The organism is Clostridium sp. LIBA-8841 (genome assembly GCF_057782475.1).
This window is the reverse complement of record NZ_CM173488.1, coordinates 2,262,195-2,275,175: the sequence shown is the minus strand read 5'-3', so window position 1 is coordinate 2,275,175 and position 12,981 is coordinate 2,262,195. Positions and strand designations below refer to the sequence as shown.

Genomic DNA, 12,981 nt, shown 5'->3' with positions numbered 1-12,981 from the left:
CCCTCCTAATTATAATATGAATATTTTTTTTCTAATCTATCAAATAATTTAGTTAATACTGCTACTAATATTAAGTATATAACTCCTGTTAAGAATAATGGAATAAGAGAAGCATCTCTATTACTTGCTATTTTCCCAGCTCTTAAAAGTTCTCCTATACCAACTACATAAACCAATGATGTATCTTTAACAAGTGTAATAACCTCGTTTGCTATAGATGGTAAAATCTTCTTAAATGCTTGAGGAAGAATTATTTTCTTAAATGTAAACCACTTTGAAATCCCTAGGATTTTACATGCTTCAAATTGTCCTTTATCAACATCTTTTATACCAGCTCTAAATATTTCTCCAAAATAAGCAGCATAGTTTAATGTAAAGGCTATTATAGCAGCAGGAAATCTATCAATACTAACTCCTATTATAGGTAATCCAAAGAATATGAATATTAACTGTAATAGTAATGGGGTTCCACGCATTACCCAAATATAAAAAGATGATAGAGAACTTATTAGTTTGATTTTTGATAATCTAAGTACTGCAACAAATATTCCTAAAGGAATAGAAAGTATTAATGTTAATATAAAAACTCCTAATGTATTTTTTAAGCCGTCAAATATTGAAGGCATTAAAGTAATAATATAATCCAAAACTTGTACCTCCTTTTAGCTTTCTAAGTCTTTTCCAAACCATTTTTTAGATATATTAGCTGTTGTTCCGTCTTTTTTCATTTCCTCTAAAGTTTTATTTAGAGAATATACTAAGTTAGAATCTTTTCTAAGACCAATACTATAGCTTTCTTCTCCTAAATCTTCAGATAACACATAAAATTTATTTTGATCTTTTTTTGAAATATAATACTGAGCAAGAATTTCATCGCAAACAACAGCATCACTTCTTCCAGCTTCTAAATCCATAAAGCAATCATTAAAACTATCAAATAATACTGGTTCTTTCCCTTTAAAAGTTTTAGTTAAGTCTGATCTTTCAAATAAAACATCAAAAGAACTTGAACCGTCTTGAGTAGTAACTGTTTTTCCTTTTAAATCATTTAAAGTTTTTATGTTAGAATCAGAAAGAGTAACAATAACTTGTCTATTTTTTAAATAGGGTTTTGTAAAGGCAACTTTTTCAGCTCTTTCTGGAGTCATTGTATATCCGTTCCAAATTACATCTATATTTCCATTATTAAGTTCAGTTTCTTTCATTGACCAATCAATTGGTTGAAAAGTAACATTTAAATTCATTCTTTTAAAGGCTTCTTTTGCTAAATCAACATCAAAGCCTACAATACTTCCTTTTTCATCTCTGAATCCCATAGGAACAAAGGTATCGTCTATTCCAACTATTACAGTATTTTCATCCTTTTTATTTTCTAATTTTTTTGAGGAGCAACCATAAAGTATAGTTGAAAAAATTAATATGCTAAATAATAAAAATAATACTTTTTTCATAACTTCCTCCTTGCTTTATCTTATTATCACTTTACCATGATGAAGTGATGAAGTCAATGGAAAAATAAAATATTTTTATTTAAATATGTGGAAAACGTTGCATTTTAGAGTTTATATAATATAATAAATTAGAGAGTTATGTAATTTTTTATTTATAGGTGGTGAAACTAAATGGAAGATAGCCCTCGAGAAGATAGGTGCAATTTAAAATTAAATAAAAAAAGAGAAGAGGGAAGTTATTTTCTATTTGGTAAATTTAGGACATACTTCTCCTTTTCTTGATAATAAAATTTAATTTTAAAATTCTTTTGAATTTTAGAGTTAAGAGGAGGAGATATGAATGAATAAATTAACAATGTTTTTATACAGTAATATAATCAATAAGAAAATATATGATGAATTTAATGAAGTTCTAGGCGTTTTAAAGGACGTATATGTAACAACAGAAGATGGATATCCAAGAATTATAGGATATAAGGTAAAGAGAGATGGAGTCATATTTGATTATGAATTTAAAAATATAGATTTTTATCAAAAAGATAATGGTAAGTTTAAAATACAAATAAGAGGTAGCAGAGAAATTTTGCCTAGAAATTATAGTTATCTATTATCTCAAAACTTATTAGATAGAAAAATAGTTGATATAAACGGGAAAAAGGTAGTTAAGGTTGATGACTTAAGAATAGTTAAGATAGCAGGAGAGTTTAGAGTTATAGCTGTTGAAACAGGAAAAATAGTTAAGTTTAGACGTAAGGGTATGGAAACTTTAGGGAAAATACTAGCTAAGATATTTAGAGAGAGGTTCCAAGAAAAAGTTATTATGTGGGAAGACGTTGAGTCTTTAGAAATGATAAATGAGAACTTAAAATTATCTATCCCTTATAAAAAGCTTCAAAAATTACATCCAGCAGATTTAGCAGATATACTTGAAGAACTTGATGCCACAAACAGAAAAAAGGTTTTTGATAGCTTAGATGAAGACTTAGCAGCAGATACCTTAGAAGAAATAGAACCAGAAGTACAAAGCAGTATAATAAAGGGGCTTTCTCATTCTAAGACTGCAGAACTTTTTGAAAATATTCCAAACGATGAAATCGCAGATATTATAGATGAGTTAGATGAAGAGGAAAGAGAAAAAGTTTTAATTGCTCTAGAAAATGAAGATGCTGAAGAAGTTAAAGAACTTATGGGTTATTCAGATGAATCTGTAGGTAGTATCATGAATAAGGATTTTATATCTTTTAACTTAGACCTTACAGTTAAGGAGACAATAGAGTTATTAAGAGAATTAAATGCTGATGAAGAAGTTATGTACTATGTTTATATAACTGATGAAGAGGATAGATTAAATGGAGTAGTAACTCTAAGAGACTTAATAATGAATGAAGAAAATACTAGACTTAAGGAGATTATGCATACATCTTCTATAAGTGTTAATATAGATAGTACTATTGAGGATGCCATAGAAAAATCTACTAAGTATGATTTAATATCTATTCCTGTTGTAGACTATGAAGAAAAATTAGTTGGTATGGTTCTTATTCATGATATAGTTGATGAATTGATTCCTAATAATTTAAAAAGAAAATTTAAGAAAAAGTATGCAGATTAGTTGACAAAATTGAATAAAAGCATATAATGAAATATATAATTCTTATCAGAATAGTCGGATAAATGTTGTGATAAAGTAAAGTATTATAAAGAAAGGTCACAGAGAGAAAGTGATGCTGGAAATCTTTCACCATAACTTTATAAGAAGTGCGCTTTTGAACAGAAATTTCGAAGAAGTTAAATAGTAGAAATTTTCGAGTATCACCCGTTAAAGTGATAAAGTATTTATTGTACTTGATTAAGTGAGGTCTTTACCTAATTAGAGTGGAACCACGGAGTAAAATACTTCGTCTCTAAATAGTGTAAGGGCCTTTTATTATATATTTTTAGGAGGAAATTTATATGGTTTTTAACAATCTTTTAAGTTTAATAGGAAACACACCAATATTAAAAGCTAGCAATCTATTTGTTGGAGAGGAATTGCCACAAGTGTTTGTTAAACTAGAAAAGTTTAATCCTGGAGGAAGCATAAAAGATAGAGCTGCTTTAGGAATGATAGAAGAGGCTGAAAAAAATGGCTTATTAAAGGAAAATGGAGTTATAGTAGAACCTACTAGTGGAAACACAGGAATTGCAATAGCTATGATTGGAAAAGTTAAAGGATATAAGGTTATTATAACAATGCCTGAAACTATGAGTAAGGAAAGAAGAGATATGATAAAAGCTTATGGAGCAGAAATCATATTAACTGAAGGTAGCAAAGGTATGAAAGGAGCTATTGAGGAGGCTGAGAGATTAGCTGAAACAAAAGGGTATTTTATGCCACAACAATTTTTAAATGAGGCAAATGCAAAGAAACATTATGAAACAACAGCTGAAGAAATAATAAAAGATTTACCAGACTTAGATGTTCTAGTTGCTGGAGTTGGAACTGGGGGATCTATTACAGGTATAGGAAGAAGATTAAAAGAATTTAATCCGAATATAAAGATAGTTGCTGTAGAACCAAGTAGCTCAGCAGTCTTATCAGGAGAAAAGCCAGGGCCTCATAAAATTCAAGGCATAGGTGCCGGATTTGTACCAAAGATATATGATGATTCAGTAGTTGATGAAATAATAAAGGTTAGCAATGAAGATGCATATTCTATGGCAAAAAGTTTTGCTGATAAAGAGGGTGTTCTTATAGGAATATCTTCAGGTGCAGCTCTACAAGGTGCAAAAGAAGTTTTAGAGAAACTAGATAAGGATAAAAAAGTATTAGTTATAGCACCTGATGGAGGGGAGAAATATTTTTCAACAGGGCTATATGATTAATCAGTAGGAGTGAAAATTTTGTTTGAAAAACTAAGATATGATATAGAAAGTGTTATGAAAAATGATCCTGCAGCTAGATCAAAGATAGAAGTTCTTTTACTTTATCAAAGTATTCATGTTTTGATTTTTTATAGAATTGCTAACAGGTTATATAGATTTAAATTATTTTTTCTAGCAAGGTTAATTTCTCAGTTAGGAAGATTTTTTACAGGTATAGAAATCCATCCAGGAGCTAAAATAGGTAAAGGTCTTTTTATAGACCATGGAATGGGTGTTGTAATAGGGGAAACTGCAGAGATAGGAGATAATGTAACAATATATCATGGTGTTACCCTTGGAGGAACTGGAAAAGAAAAAGGGAAAAGGCATCCGACGGTTGGAAACAATGTTATAATTGGATGTGGAGCTAAAGTCTTAGGGCCAATAAATATAGGAGATGGAGCTAAAATAGGAGCTAACGCCGTAGTATTAAAGGATGTTCCGCAAGGGAAAACTGCTGTAGGGATTCCGGCGGTTTTTAAAAATTAGCTTATAAACATTCCTATTATTAGTATTTGATTTATAATAAGACTATATCTAAAATTATTTTTAGCAATTAAAAACAAAAGTTTTAAAATTTGTTTTGAATTACTAAAAAGAGATTTAGTATAGTCTTTTGTTTATATAATTTGAGGTGATAATATTTGAAGGAAAAGATTTTGGAGTATTGTAAATCTTTAGGGTTAGATAATGTTGGTTTTGTAAAGTGTAGAAGATTTTCAGAACTTGAAGAGGTGTACAATATAAGAAAAGAAAAAAAGTTTGAAAATGAATTTGAAGAAAAAGATATTGAAAAAAGAGTTAATCCTAAAGTTTACATGGAAGATGGAAGAACTATAATAACAATTGCTTTTCCTTATTTATATAATGAAGAATATGTTGATAATGGTTTTTCAGTTTACACAAGAGGAAAAGATTATCATTATGTTGTAGGTTCTTATTTAAAGAAGATAGGTAAATACATAGAAGAATTAGGTGGAAAGTCAGTAGCTTTAGTTGATAGTAATTCTTTGCCAGAAAGGTATATTGCTTATTTAGGTGGCATAGGGTTTATTGGTAAAAATAATATGTTAATTACTAAAAAGTATGGTTCTTATGTATTTTTAGGAGAAATAATAACTAATCTAGATATTGACTGTGAGGAAGAGAATACTTTAGAGGAGCTTAGAACTTTTAAAGAGTGCGGAACTTGTGAGATATGTTATAAAAATTGTCCAACTAAAGTTTTAAATAGAAGTGGAATAAAAAATACTAACTCATGTATATCATATATAACTCAAAAAAAGGATATAGAAGATAAATATTTTAAGCTTATGAAGGGAAGAATATTTGGATGTGATAGTTGCCAAAAAGAATGTCCATATAATAAAGAAATTTCATACACCAATATAGAGGATTTTAAGCCATTTGATTTTATGCAAAAGAATTCCTTTGATGATATTGATAAAATGAGCAAAAAAGAATTTAATGAAACTTTCAAAAAAACCTCTTGTGGATGGAGAGGAAAAAATACAATATTAAGAAATATAATGGTAAAAAAAGCATTGGTTGAGAAGGCTGATATATCAAAATATCAACTTAATTCAGATAATCTTAAGGATTTTAAAAATAGACTTTTAAATTTTTATGATGTATAATAATATATTGTTAAAATTTAATTCAGGAGGTAATTGAATGTTTACTCGTATAGGGGCTAATGTTTTAGTTAGACTACCAGATAGTATGTTTAAACCAATAGCGGGAAGTTTAATCGGAAGATGTTTAAATAAATATGCTGACTTAAAAGTTGAAGGGCTTGATGAATTAAAAAAAGAAAAAGGACCTTTTATATTTATAGGAAATCACTTAAGCAATGCAGATGGTTTAATTTTAGATAAAGTTTTAAGAAAGGATTATGATCCATATTTCATAGCAGGAGTAAAGCTTAATGAAGAAGCTTTAACTAATATAGGAACTAGATTAGTTAAGAATATAAAAATAAAACCTAACTCAGCAGATAGAGAATCACTTAATAAAATAGTTAATTCTGTGAAGAATGGAGAAAATATAGTTATTTTTCCAGAAGGAACTAGAAGTAGAAATGGTGGAATGATAGAGGCTAAAAAAGGAGTTCTACTTATAGCTAGATTAACAAAGGCTAAAATTATTCCTTTTGGAATGACAGGAACGGAAAAACTTATGCCAATAAATGATGAAAACATGGGAGCTGAGAAATTTCACCATTCTGAAGTTAATATAAAATTTGGCAAACCTATAGAATTACCTAAGAAAGAAAAAGGTGAGGACAAACATGAATATGAAGAAAGATCTTTAAATCACCTTATGAAAAGTATAGCAAATCTTTTACCAGAAAGTTATAGAGGTGTATATAAAGACTAGGGGTATGTATTATGAAAAAGAGAACTAAAGAGGTATTAGAAATTTTAAAAGAAGAATATCCAGACGCTAAGTGTGAATTAAATTATGAAACTCCTTTTCAACTTTTAGTTGCAACTATTTTATCGGCACAAACTACAGATAAAAAGGTAAATGAAGTAACTAAAACTTTATTTAGGGATTATCCTGATGTAGATGCCTTTTTAAAAATAAGTCAAGAAGAGTTAGAAGAGAGAATAAAGCAAATTGGACTTTATAGAAATAAAGCGAAAAACTTAATCATGATGGTACATCAGTTAAAAGAAAACTTCAACGGAGAAGTTCCTAAGACTATGGAAGGAATAACTTCTTTAGCAGGAGCGGGAAGAAAAACTGCCAATGTAGTTTTATCAAATGCCTTTGGAGTTCCATCTATTGCTGTAGATACTCATGTGTTTAGAGTTTCTAATAGAATTGGATTAGCGCACTCAGATAATGTTTTGGAAACTGAAAAACAACTTCAGAAAGAATTGCCTAAGAAAGAATGGTCTTTAGCTCATCATCTTTTGATTTTTCATGGAAGAAGATGTTGTACAGCTAGAAAGCCTAAATGTGATATTTGTAAAATAAATAAGTATTGTGATTATTTTAAAAATAATAAATAAAAGAAGCTACATTTTAATGTAGCTTCTTTTATTTTGTTGCTTCTTTTTTGTTGTATAAAAATATAGCAAGTGATGCTAATAAAATTAAAACATAACCTATTAAAGAAATTTTATCAGGAAGATCTCCAAAAAGTGTAAAGCCAATTAAGGCTGAGAATATAACCTGAGTATAATCATAAATAGATATATCTCTAGCAGGAGCATATTTGTAAGCAGCAGTTAAAGCAAATTGAGCGCAAGAGGCTGCAACACCTGCAAGTATTAAAAATGCAAATTGTTCTAAAGTAAAAAATTTAAATTGGAACAACATAATAGGGAAAGTTGTTACTATTGAGAAGAAAGAAAAGAAGAAAACAATGGTAGCTCCTTTTTCCTTCCCACCTAGATACCTTACGAAAGTGTATGCACCACCAGCAAAGGCTGCTGAGCAAAGTCCTATTATAGCAGGTATAAAGTTACTTGCTAAGCTTCCAGATGGTCTAACTATAAATAAAACCCCTGAGAAGGCAACTAAAAGAGATATTATATGAATTGGTTTTAATTTTTCTTTTAAGAATAAATAAGAAAATATAATAACAAAAAATGGACTTAATTTGTTAAGAATAGTAGCATCTGATAGCATTAATCTATCGATTGCATAGTAATTAGCCCAAATTCCTAAAGTTCCTAAAGCAGAACGTCCTATTAGAGCAAGTCTATTTTCTTTATGACCAAAAAGCAATGCATTATCTTTTTTTACTAAATAAAATGCCACAAAACAGCTAACTAAGTTTCTAAAGAAACTTTTTTCTATTGATGGTAAATCTCCGGATAATTTAACAAAGGTACTCATAAGAGCAAAACTAAAAGCTGATATGGTTATTAAAATTATCCCTTTTGTTTTATTATTCATTTAATCCTCCTATAAAATTTTTATATTAACATTGTAGTTCTTATAAATAAATAGGTCAATATAAATAATATATGGTAAAATTATGAAGAAAAAGATAACTTTTTGAAAAAAATACAAATTTAACTTTTTAAAAGATTTATTTAATATATAATGAAAGTATTATTCTAATTAAGAATGGGGATAAATTAGGTATGTTAATTGGACTTTTTAATAATTTAAATATTAAAGGAAAAAACATAAAAAGAATAGCTGTAGTTACAATAGTCTTATTAGTTTTATTTTTTATAAAAAGTTTAGATATTATTATAGGGTTAAATGGAGAACAGTTTAATGATTTAAGCATAAATTGTGCTATTGAAGAAGTTATAGTTATGACCCAAGCACTTCTTTGTTTCATGATATTAGTAATATGCTTTATATATTATAGAGGGTTTAAGAGAAAAAACTTTTTTGGGATTTCACTTATATATGTAAGTTTAATTACTGAAATGATAGCTATGTTACTTATGGGTAAAATAGTTAGAAATCAAGTTTATGATTTAAATTTGTTTAGTATAATGTTTAGAGGAATATTAATGCTTTTAGCTATTTTAGCTATGAAAAAGTTCGAAGAATTTATACGTAAATATAAGAAAATAACTTTATTAACTGTAATTGGAGCAACATTTATTCTACAGGTTTTAAATATGAAGTATGATTTAGGTATTTATAATGATACCTTCATACTAAATTTAACATTAGTAATAATTGTTTTAATATATATAGCTTGTATTGCAATTTGTTTTGTAAAGTGCCTGAAATATAGGGAAATAACATATTTAGTAATAATGATAAGTGGAGCTCTTATGTTATTAAAGTTGGTTTATGGAATTTCCTTAACGATTACTAATAATGATCTTATAAAGATAAATATTATTTTCTTTATATTCCTATCTTTTATGAGTTTTGTTTTTGGAATGTTTTTTGATTCTCTGCAAGTTATTACGAATAAAAATTTTATGCAAGAGGAATTAAGTGCATTTTTTAATCTAATAGAATTCGATTGTAATAGTGAGATAATCTTACTAAGTAATAATCTAAATGTAATATATGCAAATGAAAAATGTAGAAAAAAAAGAATTTGCAATGGAGCAGGCATTGATGAAAATTATTATGAATTAGAAAAACAGATAAAAGAGTTCCTATATAGTAAAAACGTAATTAGTATAGAAAGTGTTCTTAGAAATTCTAAAGAATGGAAAGGAATATTAAAGTTAAATGGAGAGCGAGAAGTAATAAGAGTAAATCTTCAGAGAATAAGAAAGAAAAAACATCTTTATTATGTTTTAAGGTTAAATGACATAACAGAAGAATATATGATGGAGAAAAACTTGAAGTTAGATGAGCAAAGACTTAGAGGGGTTACTGAAAACATAAAGGATTTAATATTTACAATTGATGTGGAAGGAAAAATAACCTATATAAATAAAGCTGTAATTGATGTCTTAGAATATGATGAAGAAGAGCTTATAGGAAAAGTTTATTATGATTTTCTTTTGCTTGAATCCAATCTTAAAATGATAGATAGTAAATATTTTGATAAGGACAAAGTGTTAACTATAGATAAAGTAAAATCAAAAAATGGAGTGGTTGAATTAGAATCCATATCAAGTAGAATTAAGGATAGTAAAAACAATACATTAGGATGGGTAAGAGTTGCTAGGAATGTTGAGGATGTTAAGGAAATAGAGGTATTAAAGAATAAATTTGAGGAAATAAAACAATATGATAAGGTTAAAAATGAGTTTTTTGCAAACTTATCTCATGAACTTAGAACGCCTATTAACATAATATACTCTTGCATACAACTTTTAAATAATAATAAAAAAAATGAAGTTGGATTTTCTAATTTCTATGAAAAGTATGAAAAGACCTTAAAACAAAATTGTTTTAGAATGTTACGACTTGTAAACAATCTTATAGATATAACAAAAATAGATTCTGGCTTTATAAAGATGGACTTTGTTAATTATGACATAATAAAACTTACAGAAGACATAACCATGTCTGTAATACCTTATGTTGAGTCTAAAAATATTGATATAATATTTGATACTGATTGTGAAGAGTTAGAAATAAAATGTGATCCAGATAAAATTGAAAGAATAATTTTGAATATTTTATCTAATGCAATAAAATTTACAGAGGCAGGCGGAAAGATAGAGGTTAATGTTATAAATGATGAAAGCTGGGTTGATATAAGAGTTAAGGATACAGGAATAGGAATTCCATCTCATATGAAGGAATTCATTTTTGAAAGATTCATACAAAACGATAAGTCTTTAAATAGAAATAAAGAAGGAAGTGGAATAGGGTTATCCTTAGTTAAATCTTTAGTAGAGCTTCATGAAGGAAAAGTTTTCTTAAGGGAAAGTAGTGAAAATGGAAGTGAATTTTCAATTTTACTACCTAACATAAAATTTGAAAATTGCGTGGAAGAAAGTGGGAGTTTAGATTATAAAACTGAAGTAGAAAAAATATCAATAGAGTTTGCTGATATATATGAAATATATTAAATATATTTCATATATAAATGTTTTCACTAACTTTCTATTTTAAAAATATAGTGCTATAATATTAGGGGCTTGTTCAAAAAAATAACAAGTCCTTAATTATTTCTATTTTGGAGGTAAATATATGAAAGTTGGAGTAATAATGGGAGGCATTTCTTCAGAAAGAGAGATATCAATACAAAGTGGTAATGCTGTAGTAGATGCCTTAGATAAAGATAAATATGAAGCTATTCCTATAGTATTAAATGAAAAAGAGGATTTAATAGAAAAAGTTAAAGGAATAGATTTTGCTCTTTTAGCTTTACATGGAAAATTTGGAGAAGATGGAACTGTTCAAGCTGTTCTTAAAACTTTAGGAATACCTTTTTCAGGTTGTGGTCCTTTAAGTAGTGCTATATGTATGGACAAGGATATGACAAAAAGAATTTTAGCTTTTGGAAATGTTAGAACAGCAAAATGGTTAATGGTATCATCAATAGATGAAATAGATTATGAAAATATAGAAGAATTAGGTTATCCAGTATTCATAAAACCTAACAACGGTGGATCATCAGTTGCAACAACTTTAGTTGAATCTAAAGAAGGTGTTGAAGAGGCTGTATTAGAAGCTTTAAAATATGATACAGAAGTAATGATTGAAGAATACATAAAAGGTGATGAAATAACTTGTCCTATAATAGATGGTAAAATGTTACCAGTATTAGCTATAAAACCAAAAGGAAAATTCTTTGATATAGCATCAAAATATGAAGATGGTGGAGCAGATGAGTTTATTGTTAAGTTAAATGAAGATATTCACAAAGAAGTTGAACATATGGCTTTAGAAACTTACAAGTTATTAAAATGTGATGTGTATGCTAGAGTTGATATGCTTGTAAAAGATAATATTCCTTATATATTAGAAGTAAATACACTACCAGGAATGACAAAAAACAGTTTATTCCCTAAGAGTGCAGCTGGAATAAATATGAGTTTTGAAAAACTTTTAGATACAATAATAGAAAAATCTTTAAAAGTTAATAGAGAGTAATTTATTTAGTAACAACTTCCTCTGTAAATTTATATTTTATATAGTAAGTATTAATTTACGGGGAGAGTATTAATGCAAGATAAAAATCCACTAAGTACATTTGGGCCAGATATAAATGAGTTTACTCAGAATGTTAATTTTCAAACATTAGCTAAAAATTCAGATTTTATTTACTTAAGATCTTCAGGTTCTGGAACGGGTCAGTTAAGAATTGATAGAAAGTTTTTAGAGTTTGCAAGAGAATGCAGAAGATATGGTATTCCATGTGGTGCATATCATTATGCAAAACCATCTAGTGATTTACAGACAGCAGTAACGCAGGCAGATGAATTTATTGATGTTCTTCAACAAGGCTTTGGACAAGGAGACTATGGTGATCTGTTTCCTGTAGTTGATGTAGAGGCACCTACAGATAGATCACTAACAACAACACAACTTGTGAATTGGATAGATAGGTTTAGAGATAGGTTTGAGGAAAAAACTAGAAGAAGATTAATGTTATATACAGGATTATTCTTTATAGAGTTATATGATAATTTTGAGGTTCCAGGAAGAGGATATCCTTTAAGTGATATGCCTTTATGGTTAGCTATGTATACAAGAGTTCCTACTAATCCACCATTTCCTCCAAATATTGGTGGATGGACAAGGTGGACTATATGGCAATTTACAGATGAGGGTAAACTAGATGGGATTGGAAGTCCAGTAGATTTAAACTGGGGACCTAATAGTATAGCTAGGCTAATGCCACCAGCTAATGTTACTGGTTTAACGGCATATGAGGATGCTGGAAAGATAAATATTTTTTGGAATGCTAATAAAGAAGACGATTTAAATGGATACAATGTATTTATCAATGACAACTATGCAGGAACTTTACCTAGAAAAGCTACTAAGTTTGTTGTAGATAAGAGTAAGTTTTATCTACCAAAAGGAAAGCCAATAAAAGTATCCATAGAAGCATTTGATATTACTGGAGATTTTTCAAAAGAAAGAACTGAATATATTATAGATAGTGAAGAATATTTTTTAGGTTAAAAGTATTTTTGTTAGTATTAAATAGAGTTAAAAATTTTAGCTCTATTTAATTTTTTTCCAAAAGTTATGAAAATTTTGTTATAATAAGAAATGT

12 protein-coding genes and 1 other annotated feature are annotated in these 12,981 nt (G+C 28.1%); of the genes, 9 read left to right on the top strand and 3 right to left on the bottom strand.

What is annotated here, in order from left to right; translation table 11 throughout:
- Positions 1-5: 5 nt before the first annotated feature.
- The gene (locus tag AC2A4K_RS09840) at positions 6-647 is read right to left on the bottom strand and encodes an amino acid ABC transporter permease (RefSeq protein ID WP_322502312.1); all 642 of its coding nucleotides are present in this window, start codon (positions 645-647) and stop codon (positions 6-8) included.
- Between the two features lie 15 nt (positions 648-662).
- The gene (locus AC2A4K_RS09835; protein WP_322502311.1) at positions 663-1,451 is read right to left on the bottom strand and encodes an amino acid ABC transporter substrate-binding protein; all 789 of its coding nucleotides are present in this window, start codon (positions 1,449-1,451) and stop codon (positions 663-665) included.
- Between the two features lie 340 nt (positions 1,452-1,791).
- Between AC2A4K_RS09835 and AC2A4K_RS09830 the strand changes: the two genes are divergently transcribed.
- From AC2A4K_RS09830 to nth, 6 genes are all read left to right on the top strand, one after another.
- Positions 1,792-3,063, top strand: a complete 1,272-nt coding sequence (locus AC2A4K_RS09830) for a magnesium transporter (protein ID WP_322502310.1) — start codon at positions 1,792-1,794, stop codon at positions 3,061-3,063.
- Positions 3,064-3,121: 58 nt separating this feature from the next.
- Positions 3,122-3,360: a binding site (T-box leader), on the top strand.
- A gap of 44 nt (positions 3,361-3,404) precedes the next feature.
- Positions 3,405-4,316, top strand: a complete 912-nt coding sequence (gene cysK / locus AC2A4K_RS09825) for a cysteine synthase A (RefSeq protein WP_322502309.1) — start codon at positions 3,405-3,407, stop codon at positions 4,314-4,316.
- Positions 4,317-4,334: 18 nt separating this feature from the next.
- Complete coding sequence (gene epsC / locus AC2A4K_RS09820; RefSeq protein WP_322502308.1) at positions 4,335-4,844, top strand: serine O-acetyltransferase EpsC; 510 nt, start codon at positions 4,335-4,337, stop codon at positions 4,842-4,844.
- 155 nt (positions 4,845-4,999) lie between these two features.
- A complete protein-coding gene (gene queG / locus AC2A4K_RS09815; RefSeq protein WP_322502307.1) occupies positions 5,000-5,992 on the top strand; it encodes a tRNA epoxyqueuosine(34) reductase QueG in 993 nt (330 codons plus the stop codon).
- 37 nt (positions 5,993-6,029) lie between these two features.
- Positions 6,030-6,734: a lysophospholipid acyltransferase family protein gene (locus AC2A4K_RS09810; protein ID WP_322502306.1), complete on the top strand. Its 705-nt coding sequence runs from the start codon at positions 6,030-6,032 to the stop codon at positions 6,732-6,734.
- Positions 6,735-6,745: 11 nt separating this feature from the next.
- Positions 6,746-7,375, top strand: coding sequence for an endonuclease III (gene nth / locus AC2A4K_RS09805; RefSeq protein WP_322502305.1), 630 nt, complete (start codon positions 6,746-6,748; stop codon positions 7,373-7,375).
- A gap of 28 nt (positions 7,376-7,403) precedes the next feature.
- On the opposite strand, the gene AC2A4K_RS09800 is transcribed toward nth, so the two are convergent.
- On the bottom strand, positions 7,404-8,267 hold the full coding sequence (locus tag AC2A4K_RS09800) for a DMT family transporter (protein WP_322502304.1): 864 nt from the start codon (positions 8,265-8,267) through the stop codon (positions 7,404-7,406).
- A gap of 191 nt (positions 8,268-8,458) precedes the next feature.
- Between AC2A4K_RS09800 and AC2A4K_RS09795 the strand changes: the two genes are divergently transcribed.
- From AC2A4K_RS09795 to AC2A4K_RS09785, 3 genes are all read left to right on the top strand, one after another.
- On the top strand, positions 8,459-10,822 hold the full coding sequence (locus AC2A4K_RS09795) for a sensor histidine kinase (protein ID WP_322502303.1): 2,364 nt from the start codon (positions 8,459-8,461) through the stop codon (positions 10,820-10,822).
- A 121-nt stretch (positions 10,823-10,943) separates the two neighbouring features.
- Entirely contained in the window at positions 10,944-11,849 is a 906-nt protein-coding gene (locus AC2A4K_RS09790; protein WP_322502302.1) for a D-alanine--D-alanine ligase, read from the top strand.
- Positions 11,850-11,921: 72 nt separating this feature from the next.
- Positions 11,922-12,887 (top strand): glycoside hydrolase family 25 protein, encoded by a 966-nt coding sequence (locus AC2A4K_RS09785; protein WP_322502301.1) that lies wholly within the window; start codon positions 11,922-11,924, stop codon positions 12,885-12,887.
- The last annotated feature ends 94 nt before the right edge of the window (positions 12,888-12,981 follow it).

Coding starts and splice junctions, on each gene's coding strand:
- AC2A4K_RS09790 (WP_322502302.1), top strand. CDS start 10,944: ATGAAAGTTGGAGTAATAATGGGAGGCATTTCTTCAGAAAGAGAGATA.
- cysK (WP_322502309.1), top strand. CDS start 3,405: ATGGTTTTTAACAATCTTTTAAGTTTAATAGGAAACACACCAATATTA.
- AC2A4K_RS09795 (WP_322502303.1), top strand. CDS start 8,459: ATGTTAATTGGACTTTTTAATAATTTAAATATTAAAGGAAAAAACATA.
- AC2A4K_RS09830 (WP_322502310.1), top strand. CDS start 1,792: ATGAATAAATTAACAATGTTTTTATACAGTAATATAATCAATAAGAAA.
- AC2A4K_RS09800 (WP_322502304.1), bottom strand. CDS start 8,267: ATGAATAATAAAACAAAAGGGATAATTTTAATAACCATATCAGCTTTT.
- AC2A4K_RS09835 (WP_322502311.1), bottom strand. CDS start 1,451: ATGAAAAAAGTATTATTTTTATTATTTAGCATATTAATTTTTTCAACT.
- nth (WP_322502305.1), top strand. CDS start 6,746: ATGAAAAAGAGAACTAAAGAGGTATTAGAAATTTTAAAAGAAGAATAT.
- AC2A4K_RS09785 (WP_322502301.1), top strand. CDS start 11,922: ATGCAAGATAAAAATCCACTAAGTACATTTGGGCCAGATATAAATGAG.
- AC2A4K_RS09810 (WP_322502306.1), top strand. CDS start 6,030: ATGTTTACTCGTATAGGGGCTAATGTTTTAGTTAGACTACCAGATAGT.